16 protein-coding genes are annotated in these 21,014 nt (G+C 42.3%); 8 read left to right on the forward strand and 8 right to left on the reverse strand.

All coding sequences use genetic code 11. The features are described 5' to 3' along the window. The first annotated feature begins 20 nt into the window (after window positions 1-20). A complete protein-coding gene (locus GGD38_RS20405) occupies window positions 21-503 on the forward strand; it encodes a hypothetical protein (RefSeq protein WP_375302247.1) in 483 nt (160 codons plus the stop codon). Between the two features lie 5 nt (window positions 504-508). On the opposite strand, the gene GGD38_RS20410 is transcribed toward GGD38_RS20405, so the two are convergent. Genes GGD38_RS20410 through GGD38_RS20420 form a run of 3 tightly spaced genes read right to left on the reverse strand, consistent with a single transcriptional unit; the run spans window position 509 to window position 9,548 of the window. Next, window positions 509-967 (reverse strand): immunity 26/phosphotriesterase HocA family protein, encoded by a 459-nt coding sequence (locus tag GGD38_RS20410; RefSeq protein ID WP_375302248.1) that lies wholly within the window; start codon window positions 965-967, stop codon window positions 509-511. 15 nt (window positions 968-982) lie between these two features. Beyond that, the gene (locus GGD38_RS20415) at window positions 983-5,329 is read right to left on the reverse strand and encodes a DUF6443 domain-containing protein (protein ID WP_375302249.1); all 4,347 of its coding nucleotides are present in this window, start codon (window positions 5,327-5,329) and stop codon (window positions 983-985) included. 4 nt (window positions 5,330-5,333) lie between these two features. Continuing rightward, the gene (locus GGD38_RS20420) at window positions 5,334-9,548 is read right to left on the reverse strand and encodes a DUF5977 domain-containing protein (RefSeq protein WP_375302250.1); all 4,215 of its coding nucleotides are present in this window, start codon (window positions 9,546-9,548) and stop codon (window positions 5,334-5,336) included. A 474-nt stretch (window positions 9,549-10,022) separates the two neighbouring features. Here GGD38_RS20420 and GGD38_RS20425 point away from each other — a divergent pair, with 474 nt between their 5' ends. Then, entirely contained in the window at window positions 10,023-11,354 is a 1,332-nt protein-coding gene (locus GGD38_RS20425; RefSeq protein ID WP_375302251.1) for a PQQ-dependent sugar dehydrogenase, read from the forward strand. Here the strand turns inward: GGD38_RS20425 and GGD38_RS20430 are convergent, their stop codons facing one another. Next, window positions 11,355-11,777: an acyl-CoA thioesterase gene (locus GGD38_RS20430; RefSeq protein WP_375302252.1), complete on the reverse strand. Its 423-nt coding sequence runs from the start codon at window positions 11,775-11,777 to the stop codon at window positions 11,355-11,357. It lies immediately after the preceding gene. Between the two features lie 442 nt (window positions 11,778-12,219). On the opposite strand from GGD38_RS20430, the gene GGD38_RS20435 reads away from it, so the two are divergent. Then, window positions 12,220-12,852: a nucleotidyltransferase domain-containing protein gene (locus GGD38_RS20435; RefSeq protein ID WP_375302253.1), complete on the forward strand. Its 633-nt coding sequence runs from the start codon at window positions 12,220-12,222 to the stop codon at window positions 12,850-12,852. A 358-nt stretch (window positions 12,853-13,210) separates the two neighbouring features. Here the strand turns inward: GGD38_RS20435 and GGD38_RS20440 are convergent, their stop codons facing one another. Continuing rightward, window positions 13,211-13,588 carry a winged helix-turn-helix transcriptional regulator gene (locus GGD38_RS20440; RefSeq protein WP_375302254.1) on the reverse strand — a complete coding sequence of 126 codons (378 nt, stop codon included), beginning with the start codon at window positions 13,586-13,588 and terminating at the stop codon, window positions 13,211-13,213. 88 nt (window positions 13,589-13,676) lie between these two features. Between GGD38_RS20440 and GGD38_RS20445 the strand changes: the two genes are divergently transcribed. From GGD38_RS20445 to GGD38_RS20460, 4 genes are all read left to right on the forward strand, one after another. Further along, window positions 13,677-14,216, forward strand: coding sequence for an NAD(P)H-dependent oxidoreductase (locus GGD38_RS20445; RefSeq protein ID WP_375302255.1), 540 nt, complete (start codon window positions 13,677-13,679; stop codon window positions 14,214-14,216). Window positions 14,217-14,300: 84 nt separating this feature from the next. Then, window positions 14,301-15,017, forward strand: a complete 717-nt coding sequence (locus GGD38_RS20450) for a TerB family tellurite resistance protein (RefSeq protein WP_375302256.1) — start codon at window positions 14,301-14,303, stop codon at window positions 15,015-15,017. 34 nt (window positions 15,018-15,051) lie between these two features. Then, window positions 15,052-15,429 (forward strand): hypothetical protein, encoded by a 378-nt coding sequence (locus GGD38_RS20455; protein ID WP_375302257.1) that lies wholly within the window; start codon window positions 15,052-15,054, stop codon window positions 15,427-15,429. An 11-nt stretch (window positions 15,430-15,440) separates the two neighbouring features. Next, the gene (locus GGD38_RS20460; protein ID WP_375302258.1) at window positions 15,441-15,857 is read left to right on the forward strand and encodes an SH3 domain-containing protein; all 417 of its coding nucleotides are present in this window, start codon (window positions 15,441-15,443) and stop codon (window positions 15,855-15,857) included. Between the two features lie 56 nt (window positions 15,858-15,913). Here the strand turns inward: GGD38_RS20460 and GGD38_RS20465 are convergent, their stop codons facing one another. Beyond that, window positions 15,914-16,918 (reverse strand): redoxin domain-containing protein, encoded by a 1,005-nt coding sequence (locus GGD38_RS20465; protein ID WP_375302259.1) that lies wholly within the window; start codon window positions 16,916-16,918, stop codon window positions 15,914-15,916. A gap of 236 nt (window positions 16,919-17,154) precedes the next feature. On the opposite strand from GGD38_RS20465, the gene GGD38_RS20470 reads away from it, so the two are divergent. After that, window positions 17,155-18,114, forward strand: a complete 960-nt coding sequence (locus tag GGD38_RS20470; protein ID WP_375302260.1) for an SDR family oxidoreductase — start codon at window positions 17,155-17,157, stop codon at window positions 18,112-18,114. Between the two features lie 441 nt (window positions 18,115-18,555). Here the strand turns inward: GGD38_RS20470 and GGD38_RS20475 are convergent, their stop codons facing one another. Continuing rightward, complete coding sequence (locus tag GGD38_RS20475) at window positions 18,556-19,317, reverse strand: hypothetical protein (RefSeq protein ID WP_375302261.1); 762 nt, start codon at window positions 19,315-19,317, stop codon at window positions 18,556-18,558. Between the two features lie 183 nt (window positions 19,318-19,500). Further along, window positions 19,501-21,009 (reverse strand): RagB/SusD family nutrient uptake outer membrane protein, encoded by a 1,509-nt coding sequence (locus GGD38_RS20480; protein WP_375302262.1) that lies wholly within the window; start codon window positions 21,007-21,009, stop codon window positions 19,501-19,503. Between the last annotated feature and the right edge of the window lie 5 nt (window positions 21,010-21,014).

The raw sequence follows: 21,014 nt of genomic DNA on the forward strand, positions 1-21,014 counted from the left end.
CAAAGGTCTTCACGCAGTTTATGCTATACTTGTTAGAACAAAAAGGACTAAAGCCAGAATCTTACAACACCGTACTTTCAAAACATTTCGACTATCCGTGGGATAACGATCACCCCAAACCAACCATCCCAACTTATATGGGTATGAGCCTCGAAATAAGGGAAACGCCGTTTGGCAAATTATTTGGCCACGGCGGCAATAATGGTGATTTCAAAAGCAAGTTTGAAGTGTATAAAGACCTGAAAATGGGTTATGTGATGTTCACTAATTCCAGCACATCGGATGCTTTGCTTGAAAACCTGCGTATGTTTTTGATTGAAGGGAAAGACAAGCAGCAACTATTTTCAATATTGCTCTTTTATTTTTCTCTGTTGTGTTTGATTGCATTACCCCATACAAACATACACCAGTTGGCACTGGAAAGGCCGTCTCCATGTTTTTGCAAACACAGGAGACAGCCTATTGATTTTGACAGACCTTCAACAACTGACATTATTGGATAAAAAGATCATTTCATCGATAGCATTTTAACCCATTTATTTTCTCTATTGTTATAATGATCGAGAAGTCTTCCTTCAACATGCTCTGCTTCCCATACCGCAGCTCTTTCCAAACCAATACACTCATCTCTTGTTGCAGGATAACTACCTCCGGTAATTGGATCATATAGTTCAAACTTATCAGGATCCAATTGGTCTTGAATAAATTTTAGGGGCGGATTAATTAAGTCGGGTCTTATTGGCAGATTTCCGACTATTTTCCATCGCCCTTTTGTAATAATTTGATCATATACCTCTATGATAAATAAAACAGGTTTTTCCAATAAAACGTTCAAATCACTTAAAGGATCTTTGGCCTTCAAGTCAAAAAATGCCACACCCATTTTTAGTACTTGTGCATAGGCTAAAGATTGATCTTCCAATTGGATTTCAAGTATAGAACCCGGTATTCTTCTTTGTTTCTTCATTGCTATTTCTTAAGTTTAGAAGCCTTCTTTATCAGCGGCATCCAAATATTTTTTCTTGTTTTTATTTTTATCGCTTATCCCATTTATTTCATTTCCAGAATTGCCACCCGATCTTTTAGCGCCACCGTTAGCTTTTATTAACTTATGCTCACGGCCTCTTATAGCATCTTTATTCTTTGAAGATTTGTCCAATACAGCAGGGCCATGAGTTTCATTCATATGATGGTTAGCATCCCTTTTACGGATATTTTGTTCAGGGGTACCTTTTCCGCTTGTTCGGCCCGAATATGGATTACCACCATCTTTTGAAGGCTTCGTATAGGTTTGATAAGTTGTCTCACCTGCATTAACCCTTCCATTTTGATTTATCAGGTTGTTAGCACTATTAGTCATGGTTAAGACACCATGAGCAGCAACAGCTGCACTTGCCAGAGTAACCGGCACAGTAACTGGGGCACCTGCGCCTCCGGTACCAGCGGTAGCCAGCGTACCGCCAAGCATTCCCGCTCCACCTGCTGCCGTTTCAATTGCGCCGATAACTACACCGGCAGCATCTGATGCACCAAGTCCGAAATTCCAACCATGAGCTGCGGCGCCAGTACCCTCAAATGCACTGCTCATTTTACCTCTAAAATTGGTACCGGTCACGTTATCTACCGTTCCAACCACAGCACCTACTACGGCTCCGCCGACAAAATGCCCGACAGCTTTTATTTGACCCCAACAACACTCGTCTCCTTCATTACCCAAGGGGTCACTAATCTTAATAGGGTTATCGTACATCGACGCATATGGCGACATGTTTTCATAACCATCAGTCACCGGATCAATCTGCCACCATCTACCAATTTGAGGGTCCAGCTCTCTTAACTGCGCATCATAAATCTCAATGCCTAAACCATCTTCCTTTTCAATTCCATTATACTTTTTCTTATTCTCAGGATATCCGGCCGTAAAGGCCTTACTGCTTATCCCGGCCATCGTCAATCCGAATGGATAATAGTGTGTTTCTTCTATCAAAGAGCCTCTTATGTGTTCTACATGGAAGTCATCAAAATACACATCACCCTTGCTCTCATTGCTTACGTACACATAAAGATATCCATTCTTTATCATTTCAATCTCACTTCCATTGTTTGCCTGCAATAGTTGCTTCCCCTGCCCAGGACTGATTTGGGGTACCGGCACTATCCCGCAACTTCCATCTACTTTTTTAAACTGCTCTTCATCAAGTAATACCCAATTTAAATAGGCTTTAGGAGCATTAGGTACGGGGGCCTGGGTTCCCAAAAAACTTTCCATCCCGGGCTGTAATACGCCATCTGTAACCTGTCCGGTCATTGTTCCATGTGCCATTCCTGATATACCAGGGCTCAACTGTCCCAGCAGGTTGGTTAAGATTGAGATCAATCCGGGATCAGTAGTATGGTCCATACCCTCTGTTTTGTACCAACTATAAGCAGACGCCTTAATTCTATCACCCGCCATTACTTTCAGGATAACACCGGGTCCTACCCTTGCGTCGGCAGTAGAACCGCTCAATCTGATCACTTTTTTATTGGAACCATCTGCATCAAAACCAGGCTCTGGCATCCTAGGTTTATCAAAAGCGCAAGTATTCACTTTTTCACCAAATAGCGACACTTCAAAATTACGTGCAGCATCCTCTATGCTGGCATGGTAAACGTTTGTCTTTTGCTCTTCGGTAAGCACCATGCGCACATTTCCCAGTTGATCTTTCAGGAGATAATCATATGTAAAGGAAGTAAGTGCTCCGCTTCCATCCCTTACAGGCCGTATCCGGCCTTCCTCCATTGGCATAAATTGCAGCACGTCATCCTCATAGGTTCCGAACAGATACAATGTGGTTTTATCTGGTTTGCCCGTTTCATGTATCACTTTCTTTAACTTATCTCCTGATGCGCTATATACATAATCTATACTTCCTTTGTTTTGCACAGTAATAGATTGCGGCAAATTAAGATGGTTGTAGGTGATGGAAGATATGCCCTTGTTGTGATCAAGGACCATGTTTCCATTCAGGTCATACATATAATCCAATATCGTATAAGGATCAACTGATGACGGCGTTGCAACATATGCATCTTTTACAGCTTTTTGCGGATGGCTGCCTGAGGTATTAAAGTCACCGAGTTTTGATTCCGGAACATTATCCAAATCAATAACATTCTTCAATTTGTTGGAAGAACTCTCGTATTTATAACGAAGACGGTCAATAGACGAACTGCCTGTTGTTTTAAAACCTGTCTGATCCATGGTCAGGAGATTCCCATTTGCATCATAAGAAATATTAGATGCAGAAAAGTCTATGCCTGCTGTTTTATTGAAACCGGAGTTATATTGATTAAAATCAGCACCCGTAATACGGTTTACCGGATCATACGTAAAATCATATTTTCTTATTTGTCCATCCCCCTTGCTTTTCCAAACGGTTCCCGAAATGTTTCCATTGTACCGGGCATCATGATAGCTACCCAGTGTACCTAATGTTTTTTTATCGAAACCAAGATCAAAACCAAAAAAGTGCTCGGTACCCGATGGGCTTTTTGCATACTCCCGGTTAACACCTAAAACCCAGCCGCGAATATTATAGTCATAAGTCAGAGATTCCAGACCGGGTGTATTATTATAACCGGGCGCAAGTGTTTTGTTTTTTAATTGCCCCAATGCATCATAGGTCATTTGCGATATTAGCTTCCAGCCGCTATTATTCAGGTTCTTTTCCACTGATATGAGCCTGCCCAGATCGTCGTAGTTATTCTTTGTTGCGACCTCATAACTTCCGGATTTAGCACCGCCCTTCTGATGTTTTATATGACTTCTCAATAACTGGCCCGAAAAACTATACTGATTGGTAATGATGTCCGCGGCTCCGGTATAATTTATCGTTTGCACCTGTATCACCCGTTTCTTTTCATCATAAATATTGCAGCTGGTTATGTATGTGCTTTCTTCCAATACTTTAACTCTTGTCCAGGTAACCAGCCCCGTCACCGGCCCGCCAGTCACTATTGGATCAGGATATTCACCTGCACTTGCATTCAGATAATTTGAATAGCCGCTGTTGTTTAGTGCTGCGGTCAATCCTGTTGGAATGCCATCATAATTATCATAGTGTGTTTCTGTTAGCAGTTCATGGATGTAAGCGGTAACATCAGGATAAGCCACACGAACCTTCGCTTCCTCACGGTGATAAGACGCATCGTTATATTTTGCAGGATCGGTTATTTTATAAGTTGCTACCGGCCGGTCATGGTTATCGTATTGGGTTACCAGCCATTGTTGTTTGGTTGGCAGTGCCATAATCGCATCCTGGGTCATTACCAGCCGGTCGCGGGCATCATATACCATTTGCATCACACCTGAACCCGGTACTTTTTTCATGATCATCCGGTTGCGATGGTCATATTCATACCGGAAACACTGTTCTTGTAAAATAGCTGATGTAACATTCCAGCCGTTTTGGCCTAACAGGTCAACGCCGGCAGGCTGAATTATAGCCCTTACATGCTTGAAATCATCATAGATATAGTAAGTACATAACCATCCGGGATATCCGACGCCATCACCATTGTCAGCATTCCCACCTGATTGAACTTTCCTCAAAATCAAATCACCGTCTTTATCTTTAAATTCAATTACCTGTTTACCTTCTTCATCAACTGTCACATTTTTATACAATTCCCCATTCGGGTAAAGACCAACCACCTGATAACTTCCCAATCCACCGTCAGCACTTTCATCTACCTTCCAAACTTTAACATCATCATTGGCTGTATTGCTCCAGTATTTTAGCCCAACCGCTCTACCATCACGAACCCAGCTATTACCTGGTGAATAGCTTTTGGTTACCCGATCAAGAGAAGAAGCCTCATAATCAGTTTTATTATAGAAGAACATTTCTCCCTGCCCTTTTAAGACGCCATTGGGATTCATATAAAAATATACCTGCTCATCGAATGGATCTAACTTTAGCGTCCCATTGTTTTGCCCTGAGGCATAAGGAAGATATTTTCTTACCTCCCGGCCGAATTCATCATATTCAAAAGCGTTTACTAAATCAACCGGCTGGCCATCGGTAATCAATGATCCCTGCTTAATTACTGTTTGCAAGGGCCTTCCAAGCCCATCGAAATACTCAGTAGTTTGCTTTACCTCCTTAACACCTTTGTTCATTATTTCACCGGCATCACGTACGGGCGCTTTTGCATCCCAGGTTCTTATGTAAGAAAATTTAGTTGAAAGATTATATCCTTTCGGTTTAACCGGAGCAAGATCCTGAGCCTGTCCCATAACAGATGCCAGAATAAATATTATTGTTGCATATATATTCCTTTTCATAAAATCAGAGTTGATTAATTATAATATGGGAGCAGCTTGTATCTATTTCAACATCCGACAGGATCATTGATTTTCCATAACCTTCATAAGTGCAATCGAGGTTAAAATAATAATCACTATCACCGTATACTTCGTAAACAGTAACTATATACTTTCCTGCCGTTATATCCATGGTGCCGAATCCGGGACCAAAATCAAATGAGAAATACTGACCTGTTGTTTGATTCTCGAACTCTATCCTGAAATAACTCGACCAGGTGGTATTCTGATACCCATAGCTTACCGGTATAGGCGTACATTGTCCCTGAGTGTTTGCGATATTCTGTGCATATTGCACTGCTTTATTATTTGCATCATCCTTCGATATGGTAGAACTAATCGTATTCTCCGGAACAGGAACATATAATGGAACAGGCTGTTTATACTGATCGCAGTTACTTTTCGAATAATAACCGCTTTTGTCGTCATTAAAGTAGAAAGAGTTACATGGTCCGTATTTGTTAGCCTCATTCTGCCCATTGGCATCTATATCTGCCTGCGCCATGGCGTTTGCCTCAGCAAGCGTTGCAGCAATATATTTATTCGCTTCAACTACATACGTGTATGGCCCGCCAGTAGCGTTGGGACCGCAGTTGGAACGGATAAAGGTTTGCAACTTTGTTTCGTTCCCTGCAGGTAATGGGCAGGCGCCCACATTGGTACCAACCAAAAACCAACGTTCTGTATTATAAGTACTGCTGCATGGATTAAAGTCAACCTGTCTTACCTCCTGCTCACCGGTGTTTAACCCATTGTTTTTGCGGCACCGGGTTTCTGCCTGATTTTGCCAATCAGGATACACGGGACAATTTCCGTTTGGCATATCCACCCAGCGTGTTTTTCCATAGCTGGAACTACTTGTGTTAACATCTATTTCCTTACGCTGTTCGCCACCTGCCACATATAATTCATTAAAAGCACAAGGCTTGCACCTGGTTTCCGTTGTAGCCTGCCATACAGGCTCTGAATTTCCTATACAATCTTCGATTTGCCCTGCATAGTTATAGCAGATCTTTTTTAAAATGTTTCTATTCTGGTCCCTTACGAGGTTCAATCTTCCATTTGCATCATACTCATAATAAGTTGTGATGCCATTTTCGCTGATCGCACTTGTCATTCCAATAAGTGGATCGTAAGTATAGGAAGTTATTTGTGCATCACGCGGGTAAACTCTGATATCGTCGTAAGCATCACCACCAGACAAAGCGAAAGAATTACCTGTGTAATCGGCTCTTTGCAACTTCCATTCACCGTTTGTCCTGTACCAATACTCAATAACAAACGGCCGGTCATTTGGCCGGCTAAAGAATACCGTATAGGCTCCGCTTATAAACTTCAGACCAGTGTGTGCAGCTCCCTGTATTGCAACAGGATCATCCTCAAAATTCTCGGCGTAAAACTCGGTATTTGTTGCATTCTTACACTCTGCCACGGCGTATTGATCATTATATCCCAGCTTATAGCTAACTGCTGCATTATTGTTATAGGTAAATTGTATCAGATTCCCTTTATTATCATATTTATCATAAGATAGCTTCGCCTTCATTTTCGCATCCAGGGAATTTACTTCGCTTCCCTGTCCGGCTGCTATACTAAAACCAGTATAATCAGTTTTAAGAACCGGTAAACGTGACTCCAGTTTAAACGCTTTATCGGGCAGGCTGGTATAAAACGCATTCCCAGCCCTGTTAATAGAGACACCTTTGAACGTTTTTATCTCAGCGGACAACAGTTTTTCAACACCGCCTGTCTTTATTGATTTTATAATTTCCAACGGGCTTGAGATCATATTATTTTGCTGTAAAAAACTCACCGGGTGAGTTTGGGCGGCAGGCGTAGCCGGCGAACCTGTTACCACTTCATTTGGGTAACGGTAAGAAGTTATCAATTCTTCTCCTTTGCTATTCAGCGTTCGCTCAGCAGTAACCTGATCTTTATCGTTATACTCATAAAATGTTTGGATAGTAATGGGGTCGGTTGATGTAAATAATGTTGTACTTTTCTTTGTCAACCGGTTCTTACCGCACTCAATATCATAGTTACCTGCTCTGAAAAAAGAATTAATGCTCGCATAATAACGGCTGTCTAATTCCGAATAAGGTTCAGCTACAGCAAACCCTTTAACTTTTAGCCCCTGGTATCCAACAAAGCTCCCAGCATAATCGAGCATTTCCTGCTGCACCAATTTGTATTGTGCATTCTCAAAAGAATACACTTTTTTTTCCCGCAGCAACGGCTTATCCCAAAAACGGTAACGGCTAACATATTGCGGATAACCAGTATGGTATTGCATATTTCCCGTTGCACATGGGTTTCCTCCTACATATACATAATAGGCCTGTGCAGAGTACTGTAAACCCGCATCATATTTATATGTTACTTTGCCTTTCTTAATTGATGAATTTGAAGAATTATAATATTCCGTTACCTCCGGGTATACAACATAACTGGAAAGAACACCACCCGGATCAATATCTCCCTGTACGTTGGTAGAATAATTCAAAACTCTTTGCGCAATCACTTTTCTGCCAACATCTTTCGTTGCTATCCTGATAGATTCATCTATAAATGATTTGTAATTAAATTCACCAAGGTTATTAAAAATACCGTATCCGTTCTCATTTGCGCCGTAAACATAATCCCTTATCAGCGTTTCATCTTTAACAAGATCATTGCTTTTTATTCGTTTGATCCGAAGACCACCGCCTATTTTTGTGCCGGATACGATTTGAAATCTGTTGGACTCATATTCATATTCAGTACTTCCTCCTGTTGGATATACAATTCGCTTTAAAGAATACGAGGTGGGAAAATTATCGTTCTGATAAGTTCTTATGCTGCGTTCAGTGAGGAAATACCCAACTTTTGTTTTACCCGATGGCACAGGTCCGCTTAATGCATACTGTATCTCATCGTTACCGAATTCATCATGGAAGTAAGCATTATATCGATTTCCCTGTGTATAATATCCCCATTCATCCGGAACAGCTGCATCGACGGAAATAAAGGGCATATAATATTCTAAATTATATACCTCAGGCGTAGCGCCATTTTGGCCGGTAATGGTAATGGAATTCAGCAGCGTTTGCGGGCCGCTTATATTGTATGAGAAATTAATTATTTTAAGTAATTGTCCGGCTACCGAAAACACCTCTATTTTCGTCACCATGTTATTATCCGCATTCCTTGTAAATCTGATCAACTCGTTATCTGAGTTAATTTCACCTACATAAAAGGTTTGGTATTCTGTATTGGTACCTTCGGAAGTATTAAAACTGGAATAAACAGATGATTCATCATTAGCCCCGCAGGCAAAAGCCTCACTTATTGTGAAGTCTCTTAAATAAGGTTTCCATCCGCCTGCAGTCCCCCGTTTATATTTGAAATGCAGTTTGTCACCCACCGGCGTTACAATATCTGTTATCGCCCAGGCAGAAGCAGTAAAGGTACCAGCGCTATTTGTTTCAAAAACATTGGTATTGGTCTTCGACATTTCTTCACCGGCATAATATTTAACACCTGTTTCATCTGTTAAACTAAAACCGGTAATGCCATAAACACCAGCTGCTTCGTTGAAGCCTGTACTGTAATTAATATTAAGGTTCGACCTTTCAAAAGTGGCAGTGGTTTTATTTACTCTATCTGTAATAATAAAAGTACCGCCTGCTGTCGGCAAATTAAAATTGAAATGATCATACTCCCCATCAAGCAAATCGTCATTGAATGACGTCGGCCTGTTGTTAATGCCATTTGAAATAAATTTTGAAAGATATTTATCCCTTGCTAAATTATAACCGCCATAATATGCCGGATCAATAAAATACTGCGACGGCATTGGCTTTTTTTCATCGGGAAAACCATACACTGTTCTCGACACCCTGTAACCGGTGCTTAATGTCCAACCCACTCCCACTTCACCATTCTCCTGGTGATACTTAATTCCGCTGGCATGGTAGGATAAACTAATAGGTACATCGAGACCGTCCATTTTAATTGTGTATAGCGGAATTGAAATGGAAGGAATCCCGTTATACATAGAGACGTCATAATTAAGATACTTCACATACTCCTGGCTTTTGGGTGATGGCGGAAGAACCTGAGGAGCATTTATCTGGCCATAACTTATTTCACAGAATAAAAAAATAAATACGCTAAAAATCGATAGCCCTTTCAAACGCATAAAGTCAAATGTTTTTTTAATCACATTATGTCAATAAATTATGTATTGTGTTAAAAGTGAAACACAATGCAGCAAAATTGAAGGAGTAATAAATCAGGTGTAGCTTCTTCGAGAGGCCTGAAGCATAAAAAGGAAGAACAACAAGTGAAGTTTCTGAAAAAGGAATAGGTTCATATATAGTTATTAGTTAGGTTAATGTTATATCAAATGTAAAGTAACCGTTATAACAAAAAAACAATCTTTAGTCACTTATGGACAACTGTGTTATTTAAGCAATAGATGTGCAGTATCGGCCAATAAGTGTGTAAGAAGATATAATGATCTTTAACAAAAAAACAGCCGCAAAAAACCGCAAGTGCAAAGTATAAGCAGAAGGCCTGCAGATCATCGATGTCGCCCGAACCTAAGTGTAAGTGTGTACCAAGACCCGCAGCAGGTACACAATTTGCAGCAATGCAGAAACAATAGATACTTATGAACAAGCAATTATATCTCATAATCCTAACCGCTGCATTCCACAGCTGCGGTAACAATCCCAATGAAAAAACAAATGAGAACGTACAACGTCCCGATACGGTGGCCACTGCATATCAGCAGCATGTACAGTTGCCTGCGCCTTTTGCCACTAAATCGGCCCAAAAATACAGTAAGGTCATCGGCTGGCCTGCCGGCAAAACACCAACGGCCCCGGCCGGTTTTCAGGTGGGGAAATTTGCAGACAGCCTGAACAATCCCCGCTGGATCTATGTGGCCGCCAATGGCGATATTTTTGTATCAGAAGCATCTACTTCAGTAAGCGCCGTTAAAAAAGTAGCCGGAGTATTGAGCGGTAAATCAAAATCGCAGAACCTGGGCAACTCTGCCAATCGTATAACGTTATTCCGCGATACCAACGGCGATGGCACCCCCGATTATCGCAGCGTGTTCTTAACCGGCCTGAACCAACCATTTGGCATGCTCATCATTGGTAAAACCTTTTATGTGGGCAATACCGATGGCCTTGTAGCCTACCCCTACGAATACGGCCAAACGAAAATAACGGCCGCAGGTAAAAAGATAGTGGCATTACCCGCAGGTGGTTACAATAACCACTGGACACGCAACCTCATCACCAATAAAGACAGTTCAAAGATATACATCAGTGTAGGTTCGGGCAGTAACGTGGCCGAGCATGGTCTTGATAATGAAATACGCCGTGCCAACATTCTGGAAGTAAACCCCGATGGCTCTGGTGAACGCGTATATGCAGCTGGTTTAAGAAACCCCGTAGGTATGGGCTGGGCGCCCGGCACCCAAACGTTATGGACAGCCGTTAATGAACGCGATGAGCTGGGCGATGACCTGGTGCCCGATTATATGACCTCGGTTAAAGAAGGCGGCTTTTATGGCTGGCCTTTTGCTTACTGGGGCCAGCACGAAGACCCGCGCATGAAAGACAAACAAGATCCCGAGCTGGTTAAGAAATCTCTTGTGCCCGACTTTTCATTAGGCCCTCATACCGCTTCATTGGGATTGGCGTTTGATGAGAACCGTATCTTTCCGGCCGCGTATGCGGGTGGTGCATTTATAGCACAACACGGTTCCTGGAACCGCGCAGTGATCAGCGGTTACCAGGTTGTGTTTATTCCATTTCAAAATGGTAAACCTACAGGTGATGCCCAACCATTTTTATCGGGTTTTATAGCCAATAAAGATAACGGCGAAGTATATGGCCGGCCAGTGGGTGTGTTCTTTACAAAAAACTATATGCTGGTTACCGATGATGCCAGCAATACCATTTGGTGGGTGAAGGCAACAGGCGGTTAGTTACAGCTCGCCATCCCACTCGGGTGCACCGGTAAGTTTTTGTAATAAGTTTTCGGGCAGAAAAGGTCTGCCGCCACCAGCCTTTACACAGGTACCCGAGAAAACTGCTTTGGTAACTACTTTGTTATTAAGCATAATGGTTTGCTTAAAATGAAGTACCGTTTTATTGCTTTTATCAAGCAGCAGCTGGCAGGTAACCTGAAACTCATCGCCCTTTTTTAATGAGCGCACAAATTGCAGGGTATATTTCGAAAGCACCATGTTCACGCCATTTCTGGCCTCTTCTTCAAAATTGAAACCCAACACTTCTTTAATATAATCGTGGCGGCACCATTCCATGTAGAAAGGATAATACAGGCCATCCATAATGTTTTGAAAATCTATGTGTTCGTCTTTAGCGGTATAGGTCTTTATAAATTCCATAAGTTTTGCCTTTTAAGCAGCGCAAAAGTACAGCAAGCGGGCAAATTGCCTGTATTAATTAATCCACAATATATTGATTATGAAGGCTCAACTCAGGTGAGATCAAAAAGAAAGCCCCGGTGTAGACACATCGGGGCTTCAGTTAAAGTACTAATTAGTGTACTATTAAAACAACTAAAGTGTAGGTTTTGACTAAAGCCGGTCCGTGAATTTTGGGATTATTATGGGTCACTAAGTGTTTACCCTAATTATTTGGCGGAAACGGCCTTTGCATTGCCTTTCTCTTTTATATGGAAAGTCTTTTAAACCATTGGTTTTCCATCTATTTACCATTCATCCTCCATTCATCTTCCATTACCTAATGGAGGATGAATGAAGAAAGAATGAACGTATAATGATTATGCAATATATTTTCAGTATCTTCAAAGAAAACGCTTAAACCATGATCTCAAAAGGAAATCCCTTATTAACAGGCGCCCGCGGTAAAGTGGGAAATATAGTTGTGAAGCAATATGGTGATCAAACGGTTATAACAGCCGTTCCCGACATGAGCCGCAGAAAGCTTACCCAAAAGCAAAAAGACGCCAACGAACAAATGCATATGGCCATAGTTGCGGCCAAATCGCTTACCGAAAATCCTCAATTCAAACAACGCACCTGCGAAATGCTAAAGGTTGAACCTAATAAGGTATTTCGGGCAATTGTAAAACAGTGGCTGCTTACTGATGGAAAACATCCTATATTTCGGGAAACTGAACAGGAGACGCTGGATAAAAAGACATTAGCTACTCTAAAATCAATTATCACTGCCGAAATCCCCGATGCCGAGATAATGCTGTTTGGCAACCGCGCCAAAGGCGCTTATAACGCCCAAACCGACTGGGATATCCTTATTCTCGCCAACGACGAACAGCCCAAAGATCTTAAATGGGAACTGCAGGAAAAGCTACTCAACATTACCATACAACAAGGCGCCCGGGTGAATATGTTACTCGCTCAAAAAAACAGGTGGTATACTGAAAAAGAATTCGAAGTAATAAGGAAACGCATCGAAAAAGAATTGCTTGCAGTATAACTATTGCAGGACAGTGCAGGATAGTTAATGAATGGCATAAAAAGAAAAAAGGTCCTCTGTAGAAACAGCCGACCTCTAACGATTGCTTGCCATATGAAAAAAAGGTAAAATCTCTTTTGTGTGAAGCGTTTGCTTCTGGTAGCTTTATTCTCTTTTCTTTCTCTTCTTACCGTGCTACCGTTGTTGATGATGTAAAAGTACATCAGCACAATCCGCTATCCTAACCATGTTTTAAGCTTTTTTATGATGCCAAAACCCTTGCTAAATTCTAAAACCCTTACCCAGCAATACTTTCAGCCTGCATACCTATTATCTCCAGCGCATAAAACAGGTATAATTTTATGTGCGCAACCCTGTTTTATTCTTCACTAATAACCTCATTTAGCATTTTCATATGCGCCATACCCCATTTTTCCAGTTGCTTTAAGATGGGGCCTAACCCTTTACCACTTTCTGTAAGCTCATATTCTACCCTTAATGGCACTTCAGCAAATACAGTTCGTTGTATCAACTTGTTCTTCTCCATTTTCTTTAACTGCAGCGCTAACATCCGTTCGGTAATAGAGGGCAGCCGCTTTCTTAACTCGCCAAAACGCAACTTGCCATTTAGCAAATGGCAACATATGGCAAGGGTCCATTGCCCGCCAACTATATTGGCGGCATATACTTCCATACATGCTGCTGCCAGTAAATTCTTATTCTCGTTCTGTGTAGATGATTCTTTTATCCGGGTCATACTTACAAAAGTTATAGTACCATACAATGGGCGGCGGCGTTACAGGCAATTGACCTTCCTGCTAATTTCGCTTACAAATGTAAACACTATGAAGACATTAATAGTTGTCATTCATCCTAATTTAAGCAGTTCGGTTATCAATAAACGATGGGTACAGGAATTACAAAAGCACCCTGATAAATATGTAGTGCACAATTTGTATAGCACCTATCCTAATGGTATAATTGATATTGCAAGGGAACAGCAACTTATTGAATCGTTCGACAAAATTATCTTTCAATTTCCTTTTTACTGGTTTAATTGTCCGCCCCTTTTTAAACAATGGCTCGATGAGGTGTTAACATATGGCTGGGCATACGGTAGCAAAAGCGGGTATAAAGTACAGAATAAAAAAATAGGCCTGGCCATAACAGCCGGTATCGATGAAGAAGAATATACCACAGCAGGAAAGTATAAGTACACACTTAAAGAGCTCACCGCTCCTTTTGAAATTACGTTTGCATATGTAAAGGCCAACTACCAACCTTTGTTTGCTTATTATGGCTTTGAGTACAATGTACAACCTGAAAAAATAGAAAAAAGCGTTTTAGCTTACCTCTCGTATGTAGCAGCTTTTAATGAACAGTAATTAGAAGTGCAAACAGCAATCGCTTCACATGTGCAAAACGCTATACTGGCATGATATTTAAAGCACAACAGATAAAGTTTTCTTATGGAGAACGCTCATGTGTTAGAAGGTTATAGCGACCAGGAAAAAGGTGCATACCTGGGAGCCGTAGCATCAATAGCTACGGCCGACCGGCAGGCTTCGGAAGAAGAGCTTCAATACATAGCTGCCTTATGTGATGCTGCCGATATTTCCGAAACACAGAAAGAAGCAGTGCTCCGCGCCGCAAACGAGTTAACCGGCGAAGAACTGACCAAATGCCTCGATATATTAAAAAGCAGCGATCTTAAATACTCATTGGTTACAGATATTATCGCTTTTGCAAAAGCCGATAATAATTACGCAGCCGAAGAACAAAAACGGGTAGAAGAAATTTCACAATACCTGGGAGTGAACCAGAATCAATTTTCCCTGCTTAACGAATTTACCGATAAAGCAGCCGTACAGAATGTTGCGCCCGAAGAAAAAGCCAAACCTTCGTTTTTATCGTCGCTTGGTTTGAATGATAAATTAAAGAACGCAGGTATTAATTCAGGCAGCCTCATGAAAGGGCTTTTAGCCATAGGCGGACCACTCGTACTCGGCAGCATTCTATCGGGCGCCATGCGCAGAAGAGGACGTACCGGCACCGGTATGTTTGGGAACCTGGGAGGCCTTATGGGCGGCGCCGGTTTGGGATCAATTATTGGCATGTTGAGCGGCGGAAGAGGTTTTAGAAATACAGGCGGCTTATTAGGAAGAATATTTGGCAATCGTTTCTAGATCATAAAAACATTTTCTTACAAAATTCCAATTTATGACACCACGTTCAATGAAGGCAACTGCACTAACATTGCTTATGTCGGCAGCCCTGTTCACGTTTTCATGCAAAGACAAAAAAGAGGAGGATAAAAGCATCGATGCCAACTCCTCAACCAATACAGGCAGAGATGTAACCGGTGACACCTCAACCTCAACTGTTGAATCTGCGCCAACAACAACTGCACCGGCAACAACCATTACAGACGATCAGTTAAAGGATGCAATAAAAGACTATCCTAATGTTACTGCTACCGCAAACAATGGCGAAGTAACACTTACAGGATCGGTTAAAAGAAATGACTTACCTAAATTAATGCAACGCGTACAAGCGCTGAACCCTACAAAAGTGAACAACAACCTGAGCATTAAATAAAGGAGGTTCATATGGCACTACAGGATAAATACAAAGAGCTTATTGATACCGCCAAAAATGCAGGCATACAGAACCTGCAGGTGAGCGAACAAAACAATGTATTACACATTTCCGGCGATGCGCCCGATGCGCAAACCAAAGACAATTTGTGGAATATATACAACAAGATCGATCCCGACTTTAGAGCGGGCGACCTGGTGCTCGATGTAAATGCAAATGTTGCAGCGGGGGCAAAAGCCAAAGTTGTAACCGAATCATCGAACCTGAATATCAGGAAAGGCCCGGGAACCGATCAGCCCATTGTTGGCAAAGCGGCGCATCATGAAATAGTGACCGTGATAAACAAAACAAACGATCAATGGTCATTAATAAAAACCGATAAAGGCGCCGAAGGCTATGTGTATTCACAATACCTTGCGCCGGTTTAATAAAAATGCCGGCAGGAACAACCCGTTGCTCCTGCCGGCATTTTACTCTATTATTCTTACGGCAACAGTTCTGCCAGTTTCTTCTCCAACTCTTCGCCCCGCACATTACGCGCAATGATCGTACCCGAAGGATCGAGCAACACATTACCCGGAATACCTCTTATACCATACAATTTGGCCGGACCGCTATCCCAAAACAAAAGGTCTGATACCTGTGGCCAGTTTAACCCATCTTTTTGAATGGCCTGTACCCAGGGCTCTTTTTTACTATCGAGCGATACGGCAAAAACAGAAAAGCCTTTGTCTTTATATTTATTGAACACCCTTACAATATTGGGATTTTCTTTTCGGCAGGGGCCGCACCACGAAGCCCAGAAATCGAGCAACAGGTATTTACCAAAATGATCAGAGAACCTAAGCAGTTTTCCATCGGGCGAAGGCAATGTAAAGTCGGGCGCTTTTACCCCAATGGCCGTACTGCGCAATACTGCAGGTAATTCCTTTAACAACTTTACATATTGCGTTTGCGCTAGCGAAGGATCGAGCAGCGCCGTATATTTTACTATTTCCTCTGCCGTGAGGCTGGGCGAAAAATACCGGTACAATACAAACGCAGATACTATAGACGCCGGTTGTTCCTTTATAAAGGCTTCTATATTTACATTCCTTGCATTTTGCAGATACTGCTTATACCGCTCATTGGCAGCGGAGCCGGTAATTTCGGAACTTCTGCCACCTTTTGCCGTATCATATTTAATAAGCAGATCGTTCTTACTTTCTACAAATACAAACAATGTTGACAGTTGTGTGGTATCGTGAGTAATACCATACAGCTCGGGCAATTCAAGTTTTGCTGAGAAAGAAAATCTACCGTTCAATACTGTAGAGGAATCGATAACAAAAAACATTTTGTTGTAATACCGTTGCAGATAGATCTTTTTTGAGTTGCTGATACCAACAACTTCACCTTTGATATTGACCACTTCTTTGCGGTCGTTGGCGTTGGCCTGGTATGATATAAATAGAATGGTCACTAACCACATTAATGAATGGCATTTCATTTGGTTCAATTTATTATTAAATAATTAGTGTGCTTATAAATGAAAACCTTACCGGTTCTTAATACCGGTAAAATAGCAGCATCAATCAAACATTATTATTCCAGTAGAAGAAAACTGAGGTCGGCAGATGGATCAGAATAATAGTCCACCTACATAATAGACAAATATACAGGTAATAATTCAAACACCATTTAAAATTGGCTGGCCTGTTTATTGTAGCTATTTAATAAAAAGCTATGAATACCCAAACCATAGTGATCACCGGCGCCAGCAGCGGTGTTGGCAAGGCAATGGCGCTTGTGCTGGCCCAACATGGCGCCAAACTGGTGCTGGCCGCCCGCAGAGAAAAAGCCCTCAACGAGGTGGTGGCTGAATGTAACGGACTGGGGGCAATAGCCATTGCAGTACCTACCGATATGCGTTCGGTAGAAAGTATACAACAGCTGGCAAAAAAGGCTAATGAATTTGGGGGAGGCATTGATGTTTGGATCAACAATGCCGGCGTGCTGGCAGCAGGCCCATTGGAGGAGGTGCCGGCCGAAGTAAATGAAGATGTAATAAAAACCAATTTGTTGGGTTATATGCATAGTGCGCATGCGGTGCTGCCCTATTTTAAGCAACAGAAACACGGTATACTCATCAATAATATTTCAGTGGGCGGCTGGTTCCCTACCCCTTACGGCGCGGCGTATACGGCCAGTAAGTTTGGCATCCGTGGGTTTTCAGAATCATTAAAAGGAGAATTAAGCGAATATCCTAACATTCATATCTGCGATCTGTATCCCGGCTTTTTAGATACACCGGGTATGCAGCATGCTGCCAATTATACAGGCAAATACCTGAAACCTGCGCCGCCTGTGTATGATCCTTATAAGGTAGCCAAAGCGGTAGTGCAGGTGATCAATGATCCCTGTTCAAGGACCACCATTGGCGCTACAAGTACCCTATTGAAGCTGGCCTTTCAATTGTTTCCTGCAGTAACCCGTACAATCACCTCTTCGGTCATTCGCAAATATCTGAAACAGGCCGATGCTACAGAACACACCAGCGGAAACATTCTGCATACCGTTCACTATGGTACCAGCGTTGAAGGCGGCTGGCGAAAACCGGTTTCGAAGGGTACAAAGGCAGGACTGATTGCTGCGGGTGTAGCGGGACTTTTTATTGGCGCTTTATTGTTTAATAAAAGGCACTAAGTTCTTAGTTCTCAGTTCTTAGTTCTTAGTTCATAGTTCTTCTATTCGGGACTCGCTATTATTTGCTTGCTGGGACTGCGTGCAGCGTGGGGTTCTCCGCCAGCTGGCGGAGGTTAGGGGGCGTGATTGGCAGGGGGCATAAAAGAAAAAAGGTCCTCTGTAGAAACAGCCGACCTCTAACGATTGCTTGCCATATGAAAAAAAAGGTAAAATCTCTTTTGTGTGAAGCGTTTGCTTCTGGTAGCTTTCTTCGCTTTCTTTCTCTTCTTACCGTGCTACCGTTGTTGATGATGTAAAAGTACATCAGCGCAATCCGCTATCATAACCATGTTTTGGGCTATTTTATGATGCCAAAGCCCTTGCTAAAAAGCAAAACCCTTGCCTGGCAAGGGTTCTGGCTAATATCATCATTGGTCTCCAGCCTTAAAAATAGCGGAATTTTTATTGGTAAGTATAGGTCCTCACTGTTACTTTTTGACGGCTTCCATCATATTCCACGGCTTTCTCAACACTAAGCCTTCCCTTGTCGTAGATATAGGTATACTCGGTAGTAGTTGTTATGCCAAACCGAACGCTGTACATGTGAGTAGGCAACAACTCCTGAGAAGGTATATAATCTGGCTGCGTGATCGTAGTATTCTTATACTCAGCATCATAAACATAGGTATATTCTGCCGGTGAGGTTTCGGTTTTCTTTGTAAGCGTTCCTTTTATATCATACACATAATCGATGGTATTATACCATACGGGCGGCAAATAGTGGGTGATCAAATACTCTTTCTGTCTTATGATCTTATTATCCTTATCGTAAAAGTATTTAAAGGCGATCGTGTCTTTTTGAATGTTATACTGGAAAGTGCTATCGACCTTGCCAATTTCGGCATTGATAAAATAATCACGATGAAGCATCAGCTTATTGTCCTCGACCTGTTCATATGTAAACTTATTATTATTAATGTAAGTATACTCGAACCTGTGGCCGGGTTTTGTGGCGGAAACAATACTGGTAATACGGTTCTGGCCATCGTAGCTTACATTAAATGTTTCTACGGTATGACCCGTTCCTACCGCGGTAATTTCCTCGGTATAGCTTTTTAATCTCTGGCGGCCGCTACTGCCGGCGTCTTTATCCTTTTTACAGGAAGTATTGAGAATCAGGACCGCAACCAATGAAAAGGCTGATACTTTTAAAGTGCTGAGCATAGGGTTTTTAAGATTGACCATTGCGAAACTATAAAAAATAAACATACAACGCCATACAAACCAATAAGCGTGTCATTTTGCCATTTTTCGTGTTGTTTTCGGCAATAAGTGTTAAACAGCCCTAAGTATAAATAGTTAGGGCGCCCCGGCTAACCGGAACGCCCTTTTTACACGCCTTGGCTATTAGTTAAACAGGTTTGGGTTGTTCTGTTCCTCTGCCTGCGGAATAGCGAAAATATAATTGGGGCTGTTTGCCACAAATGGGCTGCCATCGGCAAACTTCAATGCCGTATGATAACGGGCCGGCACCTGCTTGGTAACCCCGGCCGGGGTGGTAATAGTAACCTGAATATCGTTGCCGCCGGCATCTACATACGGTTTCCGTACAACTGGCAACTGGTTACGAATAATATCAGCCAGCGCAAAACCTTCGCCCCACAGCTCTTTACGACGCTCAACAAGTATAGCGTCTATAAGCTGTTGCTGGGTGGCCCCTGCGGCATTGAATGTGCTGGCGCCCCTGGCATTGCGTAAGGCATTAAGCGCTGCTGCCCCTTCGTTGATCTTGTTATCGCGTGCATACCCTTCCGCCTTTATAAGCCAGGCTTCGGCGCTCCGCATTAACACCAGGTCGCCGGTTTGGTCGGCCCTGAACTTGAACTTTTTATACTGCAGGTTGCCTTCGCGACCAGCATTGCCATCCCAGCTGAAAAGCGTTTTACGAATATCGCCTGCCTCAAACAGATCGCCAAAGAACGGATCGGCCATAAAGCTGTAATAGTAAGAGGAAGAAGACGATACATCAAGAAAGTGAAAACTGTAGCTGCCGTCGCTTTGGCTGGGCGTTTCGGGATGGCCCCAGATCCATTCTGCATTGTTTACGTCATTAAAACCCTTGCTATAATCGGCCTGTGGCATAAACTGGTAATTCTTTAATGCAGCATCCGCAGCTTCTGCAGCAAGCGCCCATTGCCCTGTATTTAAATAAGCCCGCGCAAGCAACCCATTCACTACATCGGTATTTATCTTGTATTTTGCGGTACGCTGATAGCCATTCAACAACCCTTTAGCTTCCTGCAGATCGGCAACAATAAGTGTGTAGATGTCTTTTAATGACGCTTTGGGATTACCCCGGGTGGTATCGGCGGTAGGCGTTGTATAGATCGGCGCCGTTTTAGCCAATGGATCTTTCAGGTAAGAGAACTGATAGAACGATGCAATGGTAAGATAGGTATGCGCCCGTAATGCAAGCGTTTGTCCTTTCAATACTTTCTTTGCAGCTTCATCACCAGCTACCTTGTCAACATTCGCCAGAATGATATTGCTGTTATTGATGATCTTATACAACTGGTTCCAAATAGCGCTGTTGCGGCTTTGAGTTTTATCAACCATTTGTGTGAACCGGTAATTGGGTGCATAACTGTATTTGGTGGTAATAAGGGCCACATCGTTACCCATAACTTCGCTTACCAGTGCTATTACTTTAAAACCAGGATTGCCAAAAACGCCGCCGTAAAAATCATCCATCATACTTGCCCATGTTCCCTCCGACAAAGCGGTTAAATTGGTAAGGTTCTTTAGTACGATCTCTTCCGACACGGCATTGGACGGAGAGGTTTCCAGTTGTTTGTTGCAGGCCGTTAAACCAAGCGCCAGCCCTGCTATATATAGATATGATTTAAATACTTTCATAACAT

The organism is Niastella sp. OAS944 (assembly GCA_024809215.1).
GTDB lineage: Bacteria > Bacteroidota > Bacteroidia > Chitinophagales > Chitinophagaceae > Niastella.